Here is a 19,487-nt window from a genome sequence, read left to right as displayed (position 1 = left end):
TTTCGACTTCACCGTCGTCCTCTCGATCAGACCCGTTTCGGTGGTTGTCACTACTGCGAAGCCTCCTCATCGGTCGCGACGACCACCGACTTCTTTGCACCGTCCCCTGCGGGCTCCGCCGGTTGTTTACTTCGCTTGCGCACGAAACGACTTCGGCGAGAGGGCTTCGGCTCGTCCGTCTCGACCTTGCTCGTCACCAGGATGTCCGCCCACCGTGTGGACGGATCGATGTCGACCAGCAGCGCCTTGGTCAACAAGGACAGCGGGATGGCAAGGATTGCACCAACCGGCCCGAGTATCCAGGTCCAAATGATCATGGACAGGAAGGTCAGCGTGACAGACAGTCCGACGGCGTCGCCGACGAACTTCGGTTGGATGATCGATTGAATGATCACGTTGATCGTCGAGTAGACGACGATCACCCACAGCATCAACATCGGTCCGCCCTCGAGCAGGGCGAGCAATGCCGGCGGGATGAGGCCGATGACGAACCCGATGTTCGGGATGTAGTTGGTGACGAACGAGACCAAGCCCCACAGCACCGGCAGCGGGATCCCGAGCGCCCACAGCGCGGCGGTATCGAACACCGCCACGATGAGGCCGAAGATGGTCGTCACCACGAGGTACTTGCGCGTGCCGTGCGCGAACGAGGTCAACGCGTTTGCGATATCGGGGCGCTGATCGCCAAGCACGCCCATCCGCGCCTTGTAAGTGGCGCCGTCGACGGCCATGAAGAGCACCAGTGTCACCAGAAAGAACAGGTCCGAGAACACACCGGCGATTGCGCTCAACACGTCGGCAAGGAAGTCGAATACCTTCTGGGCGTCGACGTTCGAGAGCACCTGCTGCGCCTGGTCGGGTCCGACGCCGTTGTCCTGCAGCGTGGACTGCACATTGCCGATCAGATCGTTGATGTCCTCGGTGTACTGCGGCATGAGCGTCGCGAGCCGCGCGACAGAGACGACGATTGCCAGAACCAGAATCAGCAGGATCGCGTACACGCAGGCGATGGCTATGGTCACCGCGAGCCAGCCGGGTAATCCCTTGCGCCGCAGCCACATCGGCAAGGGATTCACCGCGACCGTCAGCATGAGCGCGAGGAATGTCGGTCCGACGATCCCGTTGAAGGACTTGACGCCGGCGACGGTGACCACCATGCCGGCCAGTCCGAGCAGGACGATCAACCCGCGCGGCATGGACCAGCTGCCACCATTCGTTGCCGACGGAGTCGAGTCGGACCTCATCGGCACCCTCCTGGGTTCCACGATGTCGGATCAGCACGTGCGAACGGCTGATTCAACATAAACCACAGGAACCCCTCGCGGCGCGGGACGCGAGCAAGTGCAACCAACGCGGTTTCGCGCAGCATGACGAGATCGAGCAGGTCGAGTGGGCAGGCCGGAAGTCTGGTTTGTGCGCGGAGGGTGCCTACAGTATCGACACCGTCAGGCACCACAGCCCGGTCACGGCAACCCCGATGACCAACGCCACTAGCACCGAGGTCAGCAGCACACCGCTGAACACCGCGAGCGCGCTACCGAAGACGATGACTCCGATACGGGATGCGTAGCGACTGTTGAGCAGGTGTGATTCCGGCGCGACTTCCGCGGGGTGCTCGATTGTAAGAGACATACCGGGGTGACTCCGATCTCCAACACGGTCCCGAATAAGTACCGCCCACATACCGTGGCATTACGCTTTGTTCCCAACAAGGGCGATGTCTAAACGCAGCGTGGCAATTGCATATCAGTGTCATAACATTCCGACCGAGCAATCGGTAAGCAAACTTGAAACAAACCGATAGTTTGTTTGGTCCCACCCGGGCGGACTGGACACCAACTGCCGGCGGCTGTCATAGCGCCAGCTATGAGAGCCGACAGTATTGTCGCGCCGGGCATCTCAGCAACCCCAACGTAAATCGCGAATCGCGCCATGTCGTGCTCTCACATGAGTCAACATTGAATCAATTGCAATTCCGGCAAACTTTCCGCAAGGCTAAATATCTCCTACAAGGCGACGACGACATGCGCGTGATCGGAACCCGAATCCACCGTTTCCGGACCTCATGGTCGCGGATAGCCGTTGTTCTCACAGCTGCGCTTGCGATTATCGGCCTCACGGCGGTCGCCCCGTCGCAGGCAGTCACCGAAACCCCCCAGTTTGTGCAGGTCAAAAGCATTACGATGTCGGCCGCGAGGATCACGCTCAATATCGCCCCGACCGCCCCGGGCAACCTGCTCCTCGTGTACGTCAACTGGGACAACACCCGAGGCATCTCGGTGACCGATTCGTCGAACGATGAGTTCACCCCCGTCGGCAACCCCAGGGTGTACAACGGCAGCTATCACTCGCAACCGTTCTACGCCAAGAACATCAAGGGCGGCGCGACCTCGGTAACCGTCGACTTCTCCCCCAATGCGTTCGCGGATGTCGATGTGGTGGAGTACTCCGGCCTCGATAAGGACGACCCACTTTCGGGCACCTCGGCAAACAACGGCATCGACTTCCGGATGGACAGCCAGTCCGTCGGGGCCCGCGCCGGCGACTTGATCGTGGGCGTCGGAGCGTTCATCCGCGGCATGCCGCTGCCTTCCGAGGGCGGGTTCACGATTCGTTCCACGGAGTGCAACAACATCATTCAGGACAAGGTCGTGAGCGCCGCAGGCGCGTACAGCTCAACCGCGTTCATCACCGAGCCCGGTGTCTGGGTCATGCATGTCGTCGCGTTCCGGGCGGCGACGACGGAACCACCAACGGAACCACCGACGGAGCCACCAAGCGGGAGCAGGGACCCGTTCCAACAGCCATTCGCGAGCAACAGCTTCTGGAATATGCCGATAGGCAGTGGCGCACAGTATGTCCCGGCCAACCTGGCCACGGTGCCACAGGGCGACGTCTGGGCAACGATGCCGCAGAACGACGCCAACACCATCATCATGACTCCCGATGAACCAATTACCGACCTCTACTACAGCGACGCCGGGTGGTCCGGCAGGAGCAGGTGCAAGGGAACCGGGGACCTGATCTTCCAAGTCCCGATGCCGCGCGACTACATCGTCGAGGACAGCCCACAGAACGAGGGCGCTGCCTTCCTGATGCGAGACGGTCGCACCATCAATACGAGCGTGCCGTTCGCCCGCTGCAATGTGGGTGGATACGCGACGAGTATCGATACCGGATCACCGCCGATGGACCTGTACGGCGACGGCTTCACCACCGATATTGGTGCCGGCGGATTGACCGGAACTCCCGGTGGAGTGCTTCGCGTCGGTGAGCTCCGGCCGGGCCAGCAGGGTCCGAAGCACGCTCTGCGGATCGTCGTCGACAGTGCCCAGTCGTTCTTCAACTGCAGGATCGAGGTCGAGTGCTGGCGCTGGCCGGCGACCGAGGCCGACAGCGGCGCGACGGCCACCTACGGCATCTATGGCAACAACCAGAACAAGCCCATGCAAATGGGTGCGCTGCTTGCGATCCCGACGTCCAGGAACATCAATACGATGGGGCTCGAGACAGAACCCGCGCGTCAGCTCGCGTGGACGCTGCAGAACTACGGCGCATATATCGGTGACTCCACCGGTGCGGGCTTCCAGTTCGTCACCGAGCGTGGCCCGAACGGCTGGTTCGCCGATCAGGCCGAGCACGACTACGGCCCGGACCGTCGCCAGACCCAGTTCTACTCGGACTGGGGGTACAGCTTCGAGCAGCGCGTGAACAACAACACCCCATGGTCGCGTGACGTACAGAAGTTGGTCGGCGCGCTCTACGTGGTCGACAACAACGGACCGAACAGCATGGGCGGCGGTGGCACCCCGCTGCAGCCGCTGGCACCGGAGATCTCGCCGGGTCGCCGCTGATCCGCGATAAGCGAAACTTGTTGGTGCCGAGGACTATTGACCCTCGGGAGCCAGCGCACCGACCAACGAACTGCTCGACGCTGTCGCCGCCTTCCGGACTGCCTCAGGAAGGTCCGAGGAATCGGTGCTGATGATGCGCGGCTCCGTCAGCCGGAAGCGCTGCCCGCGGTACACCACGTCCGCCGATCCGGCGGCCAGGATGTTGCGCACCCAGTCCGAATTGGTTCCGTAGTTCAACGAGATGGCGATCTGAGACGCGTGGACGAACGCCATGACCGGAGTCTTGTACGTCTTCCCCGACTTACGCCCAGTGTGCTCGATGAGGGCGTAGTAGGGCACGCGCGAGGCCCACAGCCCCTGGATCGGATTAGTGACGTACTTGTTGAACCGTGCGAGGCCACGCATGCCGCGCGGGCCGATTGCCGAAGCGACTTTCATCGCGAACGCCAGCACAGTCGGTGCAATCGACTTCCACCACATCGTCATCTCCCCTGTTGGACATACGCGCCCGGTGCACGGGCCGATGCTAGAGGGCGTCGCGGACCATGACCAGAGGTCGAAGGAGCGATGCCCGCCGGCTGTCTCGGGATCGATCACCTAACCGGCCGCCGCCCCTCAAGCAGCCGGTGTCGTCGAGCTCACGCCAGTTCGTGAGACCGGCTTGATGTGGGCGAACGCACTCCGGGCGTTCCAGCCCGGGAACGCTCGCACCAGCCATGCCTGTCCGTGCAGCTGGATGCGGCCGTCGCGGGTGGCTTCTATCCAGGTTTGTTGGCCAGCATGCCATTTGACGAAGGCCTCGGCTTCTGCCGTGATGTAGAGGTCCTCATCGAGGCCGGGGTACTCCTTACAGATCTCGATATCGTCCTTCTCGATCAGCAACCAGTACCGCTCGGGGCGACGGCGGCCGGTGAAGTCGAAGCGGATGACGATGCGTCGAGTCGGAAGGCGGTCTCGGCGCAGCGTGTTGCACATCGACCACAGAGCTACAAACGGATCGAGGTGTTCAGGGGCGATCTCGAGCCAGTGGGCACCCCACTCGCCGAGCGACACGCAGACGCTGAATAGGTCGCGACCCGCGGGTGTGAGCTCGTAGTGGCGCCCGCGACCGTTCGCTTTCGCTGCCGACTGCACGATGCCGAACCGTTCGAGCTGCTTGAGCCGCTGGGAGAGCAGGGTACGGGAGAGCCCCGGCGCGCCCTCCAGGATCTCGCCGAAGCTGCAGCACCCCAGGGCCAGGTTGCGGACGATGAGGGGCGTCCAGCGCTCGGCGAAAATCTCGGCACCGCGGGCGATGGGACAGTACTGGCCGTATGTCCTCATGACACCAGTGTCGCGCACACACCATCGGCAATGAAGTCCAGTTTCTTGACTTCACGGCTGCGGTCCACGGTGGTGCGATGGGGCCATCCGAAAGCCCCCGGCCGATTACCGACCGACACCGGGCAAGTCGGCACCGGGGCTGGGAGGTAAGCCATGGAGATGAACGGGTTCCGGGGCCAGCTGATCGCCACCGACCACGCGGACTACGACAACCACCGAGCCGTGTGGAACGGCGCCGTCGACCGGCGCCCCAAGCTGATCGCCCGGTGCGGCGGTACCGCCGACGTTGCCGCCGCGGTGCGGTTCGCCCGCGACGAAGACCTGGAGATCGCCGTACGGGGCGGGGGCCACAACGTTGCCGGTACTGCGGTCTGCGACGACGGGATCGTCATCGACCTCTCGGCGATGCGGGCGGTGTGGGTCGACCCCGCCCGCCGCACCGCAGTGGTGCAGGGTGGTGCGCTGTGGGGTGACGTCGACCATGAGACCCAGGCCCACGGATTGGCCACCACCGGCGGCATTGTGGGCCACACCGGGGTCGCCGGGCTCACCCTCGGCGGCGGCATCGGCTTCCTCATGCGCAAACACGGGCTCACCATCGACAACTTGCTGGCCGCCGAGGTGGTCACCGCAGCAGGCGACATCGTCCGGGCATCGGCGCACGAACACCCGGATCTGTTCTGGGCCTTGCGAGGCGGCGGCGGCAACTTCGGCGTCGTCACCTCGTTCCGATTCGCATTGCACGACATCGGCCCGACCGTGATGGCCGGACCCGTCTTCTGGTCCGCCGAAAACACCACCGACGTGTTGCGTTTCTACCGGGACTTCGCCGCCGAAGCACCCGACGAGCTCGGCAGCGTGGTCAGGTTCGGCACCGTCCCTCCGCTGCCGGTCATCCCTGAGCATCTGCACTGGCGGCCGGCCATCGCCATCGCCTGCTGCTACGCCGGCGGCGTCGAGCACGGCGAACGTACGGTTCGAGCCCTCCGCCGGTTCCGTTCGCCACTCGTGGACTTGCTTGCACCAACCCCGTACGAGCCCTTTCAGTGTGGCCTGGACGACACCGTCCTGCACGGGTGGCACTACTACTGGAAGTCCGCTTTTCTCGACGGCCTCTCCGACGATCTCATCGACGCCATCGCAGATCGCGCTTACACCGCCCGTTCGCCCCGCTCCTACGCGGCGATGTTCCACATGGGTGGCGCCGTCGCCCGAGTCCCCTGCGACGCAACCGCATTCGCCGGCCGAGCCGTTGCCCACAACATCATCATCGACGCGGTCTGGCTCCCAGAACAATCCGGCGAGCGCGGCGACGCCGAGACCGCGTGGGCGAGGGACTTCCAGCGGGCGATCCAGCCGCACTGCACGACCGGCGTCTACGTCAATTTTCTTGACTCCGATGACGACAGCAGTCGCGTTCTAGAGGCCTACGGCGATCGCAACTACCGGCGGCTCGCCGAAGTCAAGGCCAAGTACGACCCGGACAACGCGTTTCACCACAACAAGAACATCCCGCCCGGTTGACGCGTCCATCCCGCACCCGCGACGCTCGGTAACCACTCTTCGCTATTCCTTCCGGGATCCCGCAGATCCGAGCCCTGAGTGGTTGCTTGGCACCGTCGATCTCGACTCGAGCGACTTCCGGTTCACTGCCAAGAAGAACGCCCCCAGGAGTCAATGTTCTAGGAAACGCCCATCCGTTTGCCTGACGGCACCGAACTCAGAGTGTGTTGTCCGCCGGAAGCCAACGTTCGCCGCGCCGAATCCCTGACGGGGCGATGGCGGCGTGCGTCGCCGACGACATCGCAGCCGTGGACGCCGCACTGCGTAACCACGTGCACGGGCACACGCAGCGGCTGACCGGCATCCACTCCGACATCATCCCGGTCGCGGACTATCTGAATGGCGCGCTCACCGGTGGCAAACGACTCCGGGCGCTCTTTTGTCTCTGGGGTGCGCGCGGGGCAACGGGTGGTGACCTACCCGCAGGCGCACTGAAAACGGCGGCTGCGATCGAGCTCTTCCACCTCGCGGCCCTGATCCACGACGACGTGATGGACCACAGCGATCAACGCCGCGGTATGCCCACTGCACATCGCCACTTTGCCGACCGCCTTATCACCGACCGACTCGCGGGCGATGCGGAAGCCTTCGGTCAGGCCGTCGCGATACTGGCCGGCGATCTCTGTCTGACCTGGTCGGACGACCTGATCTCCGAAGCCGTGCATGCGCGGTCGCCGTCGGTCCGCGATCGCACCAGGGCCGTGTGGTCGACCATGCGCGACGAGACGGTCGCCGGCCAGTTCCTCGACATATTGGGTCAGACTCTCCCCTCGGTCTCGACGGCGCGCACCCGGATCGTGCTGCATTTCAAGAGCGCCAAATATACGGTTGCCCATCCCCTTCGACTCGGCGGGGCGCTCGCCGGTGCAAGTGATGACCTCTTGGTCGCCTACGAGTCGCTCGGATTGGTCGCCGGTGAGGCTTTCCAACTGCGCGACGATCTCCTCGGTGTCGTCGGTGATCCCAAACAGACCGGCAAACCGGTCATCGACGACGTCCGAGAGGGCAAACGCACACTGTTGGTCGCCGTCGCGACCGAACGCGCGCGGGGAGCGCAACTCGCCGAAATCGAACGCTCTCTGGGGAATCCCGACCTCACCGACGACGGCTTCCACGCGGTGTGCGACATATTTCGCGAGACCGGCGCGGTCGATCATGTCGAGCGACGTATCGATGAGCTCGCCGCAGAGGCGATGCGTGCCGTGGACGCACTGCCGGTCGACGGGGATAGTCGCACTGTGTTGCGGCAGCTGGTTTCTCGATGCGTGTGGCGGATCTCGTGAACCAGCCGAACCCACTGGTGGTCGAATTCCGGATCTGAAGAGTCGACGATGTATTCGGTGCGCTACGGCGGTTGACGCGAAGTGGACCGGCATTGCGACGGATACCCGTGCTGAGCTTCGGCAAGCCGATGGGCGCGGGGCACCCAGGCATTCACACCGCGGGAGCGTCAGCACATCCCATTCGCTCGTGGTCGCAGACCTGTGCGGGCGGCGGACGACAAACCCCCCACGCCACCGCCGATCACGACGATCCGTTTGCTCCGGCGTTCACGAGACCCGTTTCGAGGTAGCGGAGCGGGGTAGACCACGCCGGATCGCGGCACCTGCGGCGATGCGTGCCTTTTCGGGATCGGGCACACGAATCCTGGTGCGACAGGCCACTTCCGGAGGAGTATTACGCAACCGTCGCGAGAGCTCGGCGAAGATGTCGTGCGCGGTGCACACCGCCACCCGGGTTCCGTTGGGTAGCAAGGGGATCACCTTTGCCGCCGCGGCCAGATCGCTGTCGATGTCGTCGAGCCAATATCGCCACGCGTCGGCGGAGGGGTTGTTCGGGTCGATCCCGACGAGATACCAGCGTCCCAATTGATCGCGGTCCTCACCGAGATCACGGAGAAAGTTGACCTTCTGGAACGCTGCACCAAGACGCCGCGCGCCCTGAGCGAGCTGGTCGTAGCGCGCCTTGCGATGAGGCTGATCGGCCAGAAACGCGTGCACACACATCAGCCCGACCACCTCCGCGGAACCGTAGATGTACTCGGTCAGGCTCTCATGGTTGTGTTGTCGGCAATCCAGATCAGCCCGCATCGACGCGAAGAACGGCGCGATGAGTCCTGCGCCGATACCCGAGCGCCGAGCCGTCCTGGCAAACGCGTGGACCACAAGGTTGGAACTGGACCCGGCATCCAGGGCCGTGGACACCTCGGTCTCGAGAGTGTCGAGTGCAACACGGCGCTGAGCCTGCGACTGCTCCGGGCGCGGGGCATCGACGATTTCATCGGCGACCCGCACAAGTGCATAGATGTTGCGGACGTCCTGACGCACCCCTTTGGCGAGCAACCGGGTCGCGAGCCCGAACGAGGACGAATACGAGCGGATGACCAGTGCTGCGCTCTCGTCGGCGACGTCGTCGTAGTGGTGATAAGGGCGCAACGCACTGCCGGTCGAGACGGGACGACCAATCGTCGCCGTCATGACGCCCACCGGATCGTGTCGAAGGGGCGCTTACCCAGTGCGTGCACCTGGTCGACGAACCATGGGCTGAACACCCACGGTGTTCGGTTGGCGGCAGACCACACATCGTCGATTGGGGCCCACACGAGGTCCATCACTTCGGTGGGATTCGGCGCCGGCACACCCACGGGTCGGGCCCAATAGACGGGGCAGACCTCGTTTTCCACGACTCCGCCGGCATCGACAGCCCGGTATTCGAAGTCAGGAAGAATGCAAGTCAGGTCGCCGATGTCGAGACCGAGCTCGTGAGGCGCGTACCTTCTGATCGCGTCGTCGACATGCTCACCTGGGCGCGGATGGCCGCAGAAGGAATTGGTCCACACACCTGGCCAGGCCGTCTTGGCCAGCGCGCGTCGAGTCATCAGCATACGCCCCGCCGAATCCACGAGATGGCATGAGAATGCCAGGTGGCGAGGGGTTTCGGTGCCGTGCACGCTCAGCCGTGGCGCGGTCCCACACGGCTGTCGGTGGGCATCCAGCAGAACGACCAGGTCGTCCGTCATTCCGTCCTCCGTTCGATGTGTAGCGATACCCCGATCGCAGCGAACTGCTCAGCGTGAATTCGTCGCCGACCGCGATTCGGATGGTCGTTTCCGACCGATAACGGTGCGGGTAACCGGTCGCCAGTACTGCTAGTGATGTGTCTTGGAAACAAACGGCCGGTCCCTGCTCGAACGCCGGAGACCAGCGCGGATTTGCGTGACACGCAACGCAGATGAGTCCGCGCACGACACGACGTGGAGGCCAGGATGGCGAGCATTGAGCAGTTCGCCCGAGGCCCGGTATGGGCGGCAGCCGCCGCTCAGGGCGTCCTGCTGACCGTGTTCTCCGCCGGCTACGACTACCACCGCGACGAGCTCTACTACCGGATGCTCCGGCCTGCCTGGGGCTACGTCGACCAACCTCCGATGACGCCGGCCATCGCACGGATGACTTTGCACCTGGCCGACGCGGAATGGGCGCTGCGCATCCCAGCGACGTTGGCGTCGGCACTGTCGGTGGTCGTGCTGGCGATGATCACCTGGCGGCTGGGCGGCGGTCGCACCGCGCAGAGCCTGGCCGCCTGGGGTTACGCCACGGCGATGATGCCCCTGATGCTGGGCCATGTCCTGTTCACATCGACGATCGATCTGCTGCTGATCTCGCTGGTGGTGTATGCCCTGGTGGTGGCGGTGCAGGGGCACAACCGCTGGTGGGTGGCGGCCGGGCTGGTCGTGGGTCTCACCACCTACAACCGGTGGTTGATCGTGATCGTGGTCGGCGGGCTGGTCCTCGGCCTGCTCCTGCTGGGTCCGCGGCGGGCGTTCCGGACCCCGTGGCCGTACCTCGGCGGCGTCGTCGCGGTGATCGTGGGCCTACCGAATCTGCTCTATCAGATCCAGCACGGATGGCCGCAGCTCGAGATGGGCGCGGCGCTCGGCGCGCACAACGCCGCGAGTGTGCGCAGCGGCTTCGTTCTGATGCTGATCGTGCTGCTCGGTCCGCCACTGGTGGCGGTGTGGGGCACCGGGATCGTCTGGCTGCTGCGGTCCGACCGGCGCAACGTCGACGGCTGGCTCGTGGTCGGGTTTGCCGTGCTCTTGATGTTCACCTTCGTCGGCGGTGCTCAGCCGCACTACCCGTTGCACCTGTTGTCGGTGATATATGCCGCCGGTTGCGTGCCCGTGGAAACGTGGCTGTCGGGCCACCGATTCCGACAACTGTTGCTGATCTGCGTTGTCGTCATCAATGCAACGGTGTCGATCGTGCTGGCGTTGCCGGTCATCCCGCTGCGCATCGTTGGTCACACCCCGGTGGTACATGCCGGACCGATGGTTGCAGACCAGATCGGATGGTCCCAGTACGTGGCGCAAATCGCCCGGATCTACCACGATATGCCCGCGCCGCGACCGCCGATTCTGGCCTCGAACTACGGAGAGGCCGGAGCGTTGGCCCGCTACGGCCCCGCGTTCGGACTGCCAGCCCCGTACTCCGGCCATGTCGCGCTCTACGACCATCGCCGCCTTGCAGAAGACACCGACGCGGTCGTCGTCGTCGGTGGTCAGCTTCGCAGGGCCGCCAATCTTTTCGGCTCGTGCACAGTTCTCGCGACACTCGACAACGGGCTCGGCGTCGACAATGAAGAGCAGGGCATGCCAGTGGCCCTCTGCGTACATCCGCACAATCCGGAGCTGTTGTGGCCAGCGCTTCGCCACTTGGACTGACGCCGAGGGCGGGCAAGTGAAACGACTGCTGCCTCAAGGGAAGTAGGTCGCGTTAGCCGCACAGACGGCGAGTTCTCGCAGCGCGGGCGCTACGGATCGTTCGCTCACTCATTTCGGCCAGCACGGTGGGCATGTCGACATTGTGGGCATTGGTCATCGCGTCGATCTGCAAAGGCGAGTCACATGAACCGACATTCCTGCAGGTCGGACGCTGTGGGCCGTGGATGCACCGACCTGAGCCAGTTGCGTCAGAATTTCCGGTTCACATCCCGAAAAGAATCGCCCCCTGACCCGCATATCCGCAGGTCAGGGGGCGTATGGCTCCCCCGGCTGGACTCGAACCAGCAACCGTTCGATTAACAGTCGAATGCTCTGCCAATTGAGCTACAGGGGACCATTCTCGGCCCTTCCGCGTGCGTCTGGACCGAGGACAGACTTTAGCGTATGCCCCGATCACGACCCAAATCGCCTGCGTTTGCCCTCGTGACCGCGGGGAAATCGACACGATGACGACGGTCGTGCAGGATGGACACCGGTGTCAACGGGAGGAGCTCGTTCATGTTGCGGTTGCTGATCGGTCTGGCTGCCGGGTATGTGCTCGGCGCGAAAGCAGGGCGGCGCCGCTACGAGCAAATCACCGCGTCGGCCCGGGCGCTCGCGGGTAGCCCGGTCACCAAGAAGCTCGTCACCGCAGGCCGGCAGAAGCTCTCCGAAACGCTGAGCACCCAGCCGAAGCTCGAGCCGATGACGCCGATCGACGAGCGCACCACGGTGCTCGTTCCTTACGAGCAGCTGCGCGCCGAACAGAGCCGGTAATCACCTACGGCGTCAGCCGGTAGCAACTCAGCGGACGCCGTCAGCCGGCCGCGAAATCGTCATCGCTGTTCCCCATCGCCTGTTCGAGCAGGCTGCGACGGTACTGCTCCAGCGCAACCAGGTCCCCGAACAGCGCGTGGTAGTCGTCGGGTTCTTCCGACGGTGAGATGCGCTGCAGCTTCGACTTGAGCTCGGCGACCTGCCGGCCGACCCATACCTCCTGCAGCCGGGCGAGCACGCCGGTGATGTAGCGCGGCACCGTCGCCTCCGACGCCGTCGGCAACGGCTCCACCGCGAGCTCCATCACAATCGAGCGCAGGCTCAGATCAGCGGCACCGTCGGCGACCGCGCTCACCCAATCCGCGCCACCGAGCCCGCAGGACGCACCGCCCGCATCGGCGATCGCCTGTCGCACAGCGACATACGCGGGATGGGTAAACGATTCGGGTGGAAGCGAATCGAAAATGGTCCCGGCAATCGCCGGGTACTGCAAGGCGCCCTTGAGCGCGTTGCGCTGGGGCCGCAGCGTCGGATCGCCGGGGTTCGGCCGCGCGACCGCAACCGGAGCCTCGGCCGTAGCCTCGCTACGGGCCTTGCCGCGCCGCAGCTGCTGCACCGGCATCGGGCGACCGTCGAGCTTGGCCGACTCCTCGCGCACCCGCCGGATGACGGTGGGGATGTCGTCCCAGCCCACCCAGCCGGCAAGCTGGCGCGCATAGTCGTCGCGCAGCGCGCGATCCTTGATCCGCGCCACCATCGGGATGGTCAATCGCAGCGCCGAGACGCGGCCCTCACTGCTGTCCAGATCATGTTCGGCAAGAACGGCTTTCACCGCGAACTTGAACATCGGCAGTCGCCGCGCAACGAGGTCGCGGACCGCGGCGTCACCCGAGTACTGGCGCAACTCGCAAGGATCCTGCCCGTCCGGGGCCACCGAGACGAACATGTTCCCGGCCAGCTTCTGATCGCCCTCGAAGGCCTTCAGCGCCGCTGCACGCCCGGCATCGTCGCCGTCGAAGGTGAAGATGACCTCACCGCGAAAGTAGCTGTCGTCCATGAGAAGTCGGCGCAGCAGAGCGAGATGTTCGTCACCGAAAGCGGTACCGCACGCGGCGACCGCGGTCTTCACACCGGCCAGGTGCATCGCCATCACATCCGTGTAGCCCTCGACCACCACGGCCTGATGCCCCTTGGCGATGTCCCGCTTGGCCAGGTCGAGCCCGAATAGCACCTGAGACTTCTTGTACAGCATCGTTTCCGGCGTGTTGACATACTTACCGGGCATCGTATCGTCGTCGAAGAGCTTGCGCGCACCGAAGCCGATCACGTCACCGGCGAGGTTGCGGATCGGCCACAGCAGGCGGCGATGGAAGCGGTCGATCGGGCCGCGCTTGCCCTGCTTGCTCAACCCGGCGGCCTCGAGTTCCTTGAACTCGAACCCCTTGCGCAGCAGGTGCTTGGTGAGGATGTCCCACCCATCGGGTGCGTAGCCACAGCCGAACTGAGCCGCGGCAGCGGCGTCGAAGTTGCGCTCGGTCAAGTACTTTCGCGCAGCTTCGGCATCCGGCTCGCGCAGCCGGGCGGCGTAGAACTCCTGTGCCGCGGCGTTCGCAGCGACGAGCCGCGCCCGTGTGCCGCGGTCGCGCTGGACCGATGTGCCGCCGCCCTCGTAGGAGATCTGGTAGCCGGTCCGGTCGGCCAGTTGCTCGACCGCCTCGACGAAGCTGATGTGGTCGATCTTCTGCAGGAAGGAGTAGACGTCGCCGCCCTCGCCGCAGCCGAAGCAGTGGAAGTGCCCGTGGTTGGGGCGCACGTGGAACGACGGCGACTTCTCGTCGTGGAACGGGCACAGCCCCTTCATCGAGTCCCCGCCCGCACGCTTCAGCGACACGTACTCGCCGACGATGTCCTCGATCCGGATGCGTTCGCGAATGGCCGCGATGTCTCGATCGGGGATTCGGCCGGTCACGGCAGCGAGTCTAGCCCCGCGGTAGGGCATGCCGATCAGGGTAGGGCTGAGTCCACCCGCTCGAGTCTGCTCTCCGTGTAGGACGCGATCTGATCGATGACGACCCGCACCAGCTGGGCGTCGTCCTCGGCCTCGGTCCACGCGGGCAGCAACCAGGGATCCAGGCCGACCGGCGCCGATGCGAGCAGCGCCCGGGCCACCCTGGTGATGGTCTCGCGCTGCTCGGCCTGACGCTTCTTGTGCCCCTCGTCGGACATGACGTAGCGCAGGGCCACGGTCTTGAGCAGCGCCACCTCTGCCCGCACGACGGGCGGCACGACGAGGTCCGCGGCATACCGGGTGAGCGGGGCGACACCGGCGGCCTCGATCGTGCCGCCGATAGCCGCGGTGGCGAACCGGCCAACGAGTTCGCTGGTGAGGCGTTTGAGTGCGACGGACGCACCGACCGTGCCGTCGAACGTGGGCACCGCGGCGACTACCGGCAGCACCGCGAGCCGCGTCGCGGCTTCCACCAGGTCGTCTCGAGTGAGCCCGCGATGCTGGCGGCTCCCCAGCTCGGCGAGCGCGCGCTGTTCGGCGGGATCGGCGAGGGCGCGGAGATCGATCCGCCCCGCGATCACGCCGTCCTCGACGTCGTGCACCGAGTACGCGACGTCGTCGGCCCAGTCCATCGCCTGCGATTCCAGGGACTGCCGTCGCTCGGGCGCACCCTCCCGGACCCAGGCCAGCATCTCGAGGTCCGAGTCGTAAGCGCCGAACTTCCCGCCCCCCGCCGGTCGCGGCCACGGGTACTTGATCGTGGCATCCAGCGCGGCCCTGGTGAGGTTCAGCCCTACGCTGCGCCCATCGCCATCGAGAACCTTCGGCTCCAATCGCGTCAGAATGCGTAGGTTCTGCGCGTTGCCCTCGAAGCCGCCGTACGCGTCGGCGAATCCATCGAGGGCCGCCTCACCGTTGTGCCCGTAGGGCGGGTGGCCGATGTCGTGCGCGAGCCCCGCGAGGTCGACAAGGTCCGGGTCGCACCCGAGGCCGTCCGCGATGCTGCGCCCAATCTGCGCGACCTCGAGCGAGTGCGTCAGTCGGGTGCGCGGGGTGTCCCCGTCACGGGGACCCATGACCTGGGTTTTGTCGGCAAGCCGTCGCAGCGCTGCCGAATGCAGCACGCGCGCGCGGTCCCGGGAGAAATCGGAGCGGTGTGCAGGTTCGGTATGGGGAAGGCCGGCGGTCTTGCGTGTTTCCGCGACGACGCGGTCCCGATCGTGGCCGCCGTAGTCCCCCGGCGTCGCGGCGGTCGCCGATGCCGGAGGCGTCACGTTGCTCACTGGGCCGCCGTGTAGGAGAAGTCGGCCGATGAATGCGCAATCTGGTACCAGAGCAGCGCCGCCGTCTCTCTGGCGATGCCGTGCAGCTGCGACTCCCGGGTGAACACCGCGGGGCCCTGTCTGGTCGGGGCAGTCCAGGCGTCGAGGCCGGTGTCGCGGGCCATCGTGCGGGTGCGCAGCGAATGCCAGGGATCGCTGACGAGCACCGCGGAGTTCATGTCCCGCGCGGCCATCTCGGTGTGCACCGCCTCGATGCTGCGCAGCGTGTCGGATCCTTCCTCGACCGCGACGATGTTCTCGGCCGGAATTCCGGCCTCGATGAGGTAGTTCTTGCCGGACGCCGCCTCGGTGTACTCGTCACCGATCTGCTTTCCCCCAACGGTGATCACCGTGGGCGCGACGCCTTCGCGGTACAGGTTCGCGGCCTGCTCGAGACGAGCCTCGAATACCGACGATGGTGTTCCGGAGTATTGGGCGGCACCGAGTACCACGATCGCATCGGCCGGCGCCCAATCATCGATCCGCGCGACCTGCCACACCCGCACCGCGGTTCCGGCCACGATCAGCAGCGCGACCAGCAGCGCACCGAGCAATAGCCGGGTGGCCCACAGCGCTATCGACGAGACGACACCGCGCCGGCGGGGCGCGGTGTTGCGGCGCTCGTCGTCGCGCGCGGGTGCGAAAGTCACCCTTCGAGTCTGCCAGCTGAATCGGGCGGCCCCGGGAATCGCCCGTGCGTGTCTGCCGTTGCCTGGTGCACGCCTATACATTCGAGTGATGCCTCACACGTCCCGTGTCGCCGCGCTTGCGGCGCGCATGTCGGTGATCGCCATGCTGCTCGGACTCGCCACTCTCGGAGTAGCCCCGACCGCATCAGCCGAGGCACCGCTTCGACTGCCGAACCAGATCACCGACGAGGTCGGTGCGCTCGATGACGATCAGCGCGGCGATGTGCAGGACGCGATCGACGCCCTCTACAACAGCGACCACGTCCGGCTGTGGGTTGCCTACGTGGCCGATTTCGATTCGCTCGGCGAGCAACAGTGGGCCGAACAGACCGCCTCGCTGAGTTCGCTTGGCGACCACGACGTCTTGCTTGCGGTGGCAACCGTCGACCGCTCGTACTCCCTGTCCGCGCCGACCGCGATGTCGGGCGTGTCCGAGTCGGAATGGGACGAGCTGCGCACCGACGCCATCGAACCCGCACTGCGCGAGGACGACTGGGCCGGCGCGGCGATCGCCACCGCAACCGGAGTCGAGGTCGCGCTGCATTCCGGGCCGGAAAGCGGTATCTCCACAACGACGGCGCTCATCGTGCTCGCGATCGTGGTGATCGGGGCGCTTCTCGTGGCTCTCTACCTGGTTCGCCGTCGCCGGAACCAGGCCGCGCGCGACTCCGCCGCCGCGGCAACCGTCGACCCGCTCGACACCACTGCTCTTGCCGCGCTACCCATTCCGGTGCTGCATGAGCGCTCCAAGGAAGTGCTCATAGAGATGGACAACGCACTGCGTACCAGCGCCGAAGAGCTCGAACTCGCCCGCGGGGAGTTCGGCGACGACGCGATCCGCGTATTCGATTCCGCAATTGCGAATGCGAAAACGGCTCTCGCCCACGCCTTTGCGATCCGGCAGCAGCTCGATGACGCGATTCCGGATCCGATCGACCAGCAACGCGATCTGCTGGTGGAGCTCATCAACAGCTGCGCCCGTGCCGATCGTGAACTCGACGATCGTGTGGCCGAATTCGACGCCATGCGCGACTTGTTGATCGATGCGCCCGCTCGGCTCGACACCCTCACCCAGCAGATCGTGGCGATCTCGGTGCGGCTGCCCGCCTCCGAGCAGACGCTTGCCGAACTGGGGCAACGGTTCTCCGCGGGCCTGCTCGAGCCGATTCACGGCAACGTCGGCATGGCACGGGATCAGTCCGGCTTCGCCGAACGGGCCGTCGCGGCAGGTCGCGCGGCGATCGCGCTACCGCCGGGAGAGCAGGGTGCCGCTGTCGGCGCCATCCGCTCCGCCGAGGGCGCAATCGCGCACGCGGGTGCCTTGCTCGATGCCGTCGACAACGCGGCCGACAATATTCGCGGCGCCATCGCCGCCCTGCCCGCACTTATCGACGAGGTGCGCGCCGAAATCGCCACCGCGGGCGCACTCGCAAGCGACGGCGACACGACATTGGCGCACAGTCGGGTGGCCGCGGAGTCTGCCCTCGCCCGGGCCGAATCGAACCGGGACAGCAACCCGCTCGGCGAGTACACCCAATTGCTAGCCGCCGATGTCGATCTCGACAAGGCAATCGCCGCGACGCAGCAGCGCGAACGGGAAGCAGAGCGCGTCCGTCAGCAACTCGCGCAGACGGTATCCGCCGCCGGCTCCCAGATCGCCGCCGCGACGGACTTCATTTCCACCCGGCGCGGTGCGGTGAACGCGACGGCCCGGACGCGGCTCGCCGAGGCCCAGCGCCGCCTGGCCGAGGCGCAGCGACTGGCCACAGCGGAGCCCGAGCAGGCCCTCGAACATGCCCGGGCGGCAACAGAACTCGGATCTCGGGCGCTTCTTGCCGCACAGGCCGATGTGGAGCAGTGGCAAAGCACCCCGCAGGCCACCGGCGCCGGACCGGACGCCGGCGCCGTGCTCGGCGGCGTGCTGATCGACAGCATTCTGCGCGGCGGATTCTCCGGCGGAGGCCTCGGCCGGAGATACGGCAGCGGCAGCTCCTGGCGGATGGGCAGTCCCGGATCCTTCGGCGGCGCAAGCAGTTCCCGCCGGATCGGCGGGGGTGGCGCCCGCCGGACCAGCGGGGGGCGGTTCTGATGGGTCCGCTCCCCCGGCTCGGCCGCTACCTCGGATCACGCACCTGGGTGATGCGATTCGGGCCCGCAATCAAACGGATCGAGCAGACCGTCCGCGGAGTGACCGGCGGGCGGTACGGCGTGCTGGATATCGCCGGCCTCCCCTCGGTGCAGATCACCGTGCTCGGCCGCAAATCCGGTTTGCCGCGCACCACATCCGTGCTGTGCGTGCCCGATGGCGACACGGACCTGGTGATCGGCTCGAACTTCGGTGGCCACAAGCACCCCGGCTGGTCGGCGAACCTGATGGAAGCCGACGCGGCCGCAGTGCGCCGCAACGGAACCGATTACACCGCGGTGCCGGAACTACTTACCGGCGCAGACCGCGAGCAGGCGTGGGAGTACGCGGTCGCTGCTTGGCCCGGCTATCAAATGGAGGCAAACCGGGCCGCGGGCCGCGAGTTCCGCATCTTCAGGCTGCGTTACCCATCCTGAATTACGAACCGATCAGGTGCCCGGCCAGGTAGCCCTCCACCTGATCGAGCGAAATCCGTTCCTGCGCCATCGAATCGCGCTCACGGACCGTCACAGCCTGATCCTCGAGCGTGTCGAAGTCCACGGTGATACAGAACGGAGTGCCGATCTCGTCCTGGCGGCGGTAGCGGCGGCCGATCGCACCAGCGTCGTCGAACTCGACGTTCCAGTTCTGCCGCAGCTTCGCCGCGAGATCCTTCGCCTTCGGGGTCAGATCGGCGTTGCGGCTCAGCGGCAGCACCGCGGCCTTCACCGGCGCGAGGCGGCGGTCCAGACGCAGCACCGTCCGCTTGTCCACTCCGCCCTTCGAGTTCGGCGCCTCGTCCTCGGCGTAGGCGTCGACGAGGAACGCCATCAGCGACCGGGTAAGGCCGGCCGCGGGCTCGATCACGTACGGCGTGTAGCGCTCGCCCGTGGTCTGGTCGAAGTACTTCAGGTCCTCGCCCGAGGACTCCTCGTGCACTCGCAGGTCGTAGTCGGTGCGGTTGGCGACGCCCTCGAGCTCACCCCACTCGCTGCCCTGGAAGCCGAAGCGGTACTCGATGTCGACAGTGCGCTTCGAGTAGTGCGACAGCTTGGCCTCGGGGTGCT

General features: G+C 65.7%; 17 protein-coding genes and 1 tRNA gene. 7 read left to right on the top strand and 11 right to left on the bottom strand.

Annotated features, from left to right (window positions below):
* Window positions 1–50 precede the first annotated feature (50 nt).
* Together A8G08_RS20545 and A8G08_RS20540 are read right to left on the bottom strand one after the other, a co-directional pair.
* Complete coding sequence (locus A8G08_RS20545) at window positions 51–1,244, bottom strand: AI-2E family transporter (RefSeq protein ID WP_245672926.1); 1,194 nt, start codon at window positions 1,242–1,244, stop codon at window positions 51–53.
* A gap of 184 nt (window positions 1,245–1,428) precedes the next feature.
* Window positions 1,429–1,632, bottom strand: a complete 204-nt coding sequence (locus tag A8G08_RS20540) for a hypothetical protein (protein ID WP_068278303.1) — start codon at window positions 1,630–1,632, stop codon at window positions 1,429–1,431.
* Window positions 1,633–2,183: 551 nt separating this feature from the next.
* Between A8G08_RS20540 and A8G08_RS20535 the strand changes: the two genes are divergently transcribed.
* A complete protein-coding gene (locus A8G08_RS20535) occupies window positions 2,184–3,854 on the top strand; it encodes a hypothetical protein (RefSeq protein WP_157108694.1) in 1,671 nt (556 codons plus the stop codon).
* 33 nt (window positions 3,855–3,887) lie between these two features.
* Here A8G08_RS20535 and A8G08_RS20530 read toward each other — a convergent pair whose 3' ends face one another.
* Together A8G08_RS20530 and A8G08_RS20525 are read right to left on the bottom strand one after the other, a co-directional pair.
* Window positions 3,888–4,334: a nitroreductase family deazaflavin-dependent oxidoreductase gene (locus A8G08_RS20530; protein WP_245672925.1), complete on the bottom strand. Its 447-nt coding sequence runs from the start codon at window positions 4,332–4,334 to the stop codon at window positions 3,888–3,890.
* Between the two features lie 135 nt (window positions 4,335–4,469).
* Entirely contained in the window at window positions 4,470–5,177 is a 708-nt protein-coding gene (locus A8G08_RS20525) for a winged helix-turn-helix transcriptional regulator (protein WP_068278299.1), read from the bottom strand.
* Window positions 5,178–5,330: 153 nt separating this feature from the next.
* Between A8G08_RS20525 and A8G08_RS20520 the strand changes: the two genes are divergently transcribed.
* Together A8G08_RS20520 and A8G08_RS20515 are read left to right on the top strand one after the other, a co-directional pair.
* Window positions 5,331–6,701, top strand: a complete 1,371-nt coding sequence (locus A8G08_RS20520; RefSeq protein WP_068278297.1) for an FAD-binding oxidoreductase — start codon at window positions 5,331–5,333, stop codon at window positions 6,699–6,701.
* A gap of 254 nt (window positions 6,702–6,955) precedes the next feature.
* On the top strand, window positions 6,956–8,023 hold the full coding sequence (locus tag A8G08_RS20515) for a polyprenyl synthetase family protein (protein WP_068278296.1): 1,068 nt from the start codon (window positions 6,956–6,958) through the stop codon (window positions 8,021–8,023).
* Window positions 8,024–8,290: 267 nt separating this feature from the next.
* Here A8G08_RS20515 and A8G08_RS20510 read toward each other — a convergent pair whose 3' ends face one another.
* A complete protein-coding gene (locus tag A8G08_RS20510) occupies window positions 8,291–9,217 on the bottom strand; it encodes a phytoene/squalene synthase family protein (RefSeq protein ID WP_068278316.1) in 927 nt (308 codons plus the stop codon).
* Entirely contained in the window at window positions 9,214–9,759 is a 546-nt protein-coding gene (gene idi, locus A8G08_RS20505) for an isopentenyl-diphosphate Delta-isomerase (protein WP_068278295.1), read from the bottom strand. The genes A8G08_RS20510 and idi overlap by 4 nt, the downstream gene beginning before the upstream one ends.
* Window positions 9,760–10,005: 246 nt before the next feature.
* Here idi and A8G08_RS20500 point away from each other — a divergent pair, with 246 nt between their 5' ends.
* Complete coding sequence (locus A8G08_RS20500) at window positions 10,006–11,460, top strand: glycosyltransferase family 39 protein (RefSeq protein WP_068278293.1); 1,455 nt, start codon at window positions 10,006–10,008, stop codon at window positions 11,458–11,460.
* 318 nt (window positions 11,461–11,778) lie between these two features.
* Here the strand turns inward: A8G08_RS20500 and A8G08_RS20495 are convergent.
* Window positions 11,779–11,854, bottom strand: a tRNA-Asn gene (locus tag A8G08_RS20495).
* Between the two features lie 164 nt (window positions 11,855–12,018).
* Here A8G08_RS20495 and A8G08_RS20490 point away from each other — a divergent pair.
* The gene (locus A8G08_RS20490) at window positions 12,019–12,276 is read left to right on the top strand and encodes a hypothetical protein (protein ID WP_068278312.1); all 258 of its coding nucleotides are present in this window, start codon (window positions 12,019–12,021) and stop codon (window positions 12,274–12,276) included.
* Window positions 12,277–12,316: 40 nt separating this feature from the next.
* Here the strand turns inward: A8G08_RS20490 and dnaG are convergent, their stop codons facing one another.
* Genes dnaG through A8G08_RS20475 form a run of 3 tightly spaced genes read right to left on the bottom strand, consistent with a single transcriptional unit; the run spans window position 12,317 to window position 16,256 of the window.
* The gene (gene dnaG, locus A8G08_RS20485) at window positions 12,317–14,245 is read right to left on the bottom strand and encodes a DNA primase (protein WP_068278291.1); all 1,929 of its coding nucleotides are present in this window, start codon (window positions 14,243–14,245) and stop codon (window positions 12,317–12,319) included.
* Window positions 14,246–14,280: 35 nt separating this feature from the next.
* Window positions 14,281–15,558 carry a deoxyguanosinetriphosphate triphosphohydrolase gene (locus A8G08_RS20480; RefSeq protein WP_068278310.1) on the bottom strand — a complete coding sequence of 426 codons (1,278 nt, stop codon included), beginning with the start codon at window positions 15,556–15,558 and terminating at the stop codon, window positions 14,281–14,283.
* Between the two features lie 5 nt (window positions 15,559–15,563).
* On the bottom strand, window positions 15,564–16,256 hold the full coding sequence (locus tag A8G08_RS20475) for a YdcF family protein (RefSeq protein ID WP_068278289.1): 693 nt from the start codon (window positions 16,254–16,256) through the stop codon (window positions 15,564–15,566).
* Window positions 16,257–16,344: 88 nt separating this feature from the next.
* Here A8G08_RS20475 and A8G08_RS20470 point away from each other — a divergent pair, with 88 nt between their 5' ends.
* Both A8G08_RS20470 and A8G08_RS20465 read left to right on the top strand, forming a co-directional pair.
* The gene (locus tag A8G08_RS20470) at window positions 16,345–18,384 is read left to right on the top strand and encodes a TPM domain-containing protein (protein WP_084436631.1); all 2,040 of its coding nucleotides are present in this window, start codon (window positions 16,345–16,347) and stop codon (window positions 18,382–18,384) included.
* Entirely contained in the window at window positions 18,384–18,857 is a 474-nt protein-coding gene (locus A8G08_RS20465) for a nitroreductase family deazaflavin-dependent oxidoreductase (RefSeq protein WP_068278287.1), read from the top strand. The genes A8G08_RS20470 and A8G08_RS20465 overlap by 1 nt, the downstream gene beginning before the upstream one ends.
* Window position 18,858: 1 nt before the next feature.
* Here A8G08_RS20465 and A8G08_RS20460 read toward each other — a convergent pair.
* Window positions 18,859–19,487: His/Gly/Thr/Pro-type tRNA ligase C-terminal domain-containing protein (locus A8G08_RS20460; RefSeq protein ID WP_245672924.1), on the bottom strand; the 629-nt coding region annotated here is incomplete at its 5' end.

The sequence above is a fragment of the Aldersonia kunmingensis genome (assembly GCF_001646865.1).
Classification (GTDB): domain Bacteria; phylum Actinomycetota; class Actinomycetes; order Mycobacteriales; family Mycobacteriaceae; genus Aldersonia; species Aldersonia kunmingensis.
The sequence above is the reverse complement of the archived record's forward strand: the minus strand, read 5'-3'. Positions and strand labels throughout refer to the sequence as shown.

Bases quoted from the DNA above. Each gene is read 5' to 3' on its own strand.
- A8G08_RS20515 (WP_068278296.1), top strand. From the start codon at position 6,956: ATGGCGGCGTGCGTCGCCGACGACATCGCAGCCGTGGACGCCGCACTG.
- A8G08_RS20490 (WP_068278312.1), top strand. From the start codon at position 12,019: ATGTTGCGGTTGCTGATCGGTCTGGCTGCCGGGTATGTGCTCGGCGCG.
- A8G08_RS20525 (WP_068278299.1), bottom strand. From the start codon at position 5,177: ATGAGGACATACGGCCAGTACTGTCCCATCGCCCGCGGTGCCGAGATT.
- idi (WP_068278295.1), bottom strand. From the start codon at position 9,759: ATGACGGACGACCTGGTCGTTCTGCTGGATGCCCACCGACAGCCGTGT.
- A8G08_RS20500 (WP_068278293.1), top strand. From the start codon at position 10,006: ATGGCGAGCATTGAGCAGTTCGCCCGAGGCCCGGTATGGGCGGCAGCC.
- A8G08_RS20470 (WP_084436631.1), top strand. From the start codon at position 16,345: ATGCCTCACACGTCCCGTGTCGCCGCGCTTGCGGCGCGCATGTCGGTG.
- A8G08_RS20530 (WP_245672925.1), bottom strand. From the start codon at position 4,334: ATGTGGTGGAAGTCGATTGCACCGACTGTGCTGGCGTTCGCGATGAAA.
- A8G08_RS20535 (WP_157108694.1), top strand. From the start codon at position 2,184: ATGTCGGCCGCGAGGATCACGCTCAATATCGCCCCGACCGCCCCGGGC.
- A8G08_RS20520 (WP_068278297.1), top strand. From the start codon at position 5,331: ATGGAGATGAACGGGTTCCGGGGCCAGCTGATCGCCACCGACCACGCG.
- A8G08_RS20465 (WP_068278287.1), top strand. From the start codon at position 18,384: ATGGGTCCGCTCCCCCGGCTCGGCCGCTACCTCGGATCACGCACCTGG.
- A8G08_RS20545 (WP_245672926.1), bottom strand. From the start codon at position 1,244: ATGAGGTCCGACTCGACTCCGTCGGCAACGAATGGTGGCAGCTGGTCC.
- A8G08_RS20510 (WP_068278316.1), bottom strand. From the start codon at position 9,217: ATGACGGCGACGATTGGTCGTCCCGTCTCGACCGGCAGTGCGTTGCGC.
- A8G08_RS20540 (WP_068278303.1), bottom strand. From the start codon at position 1,632: ATGTCTCTTACAATCGAGCACCCCGCGGAAGTCGCGCCGGAATCACAC.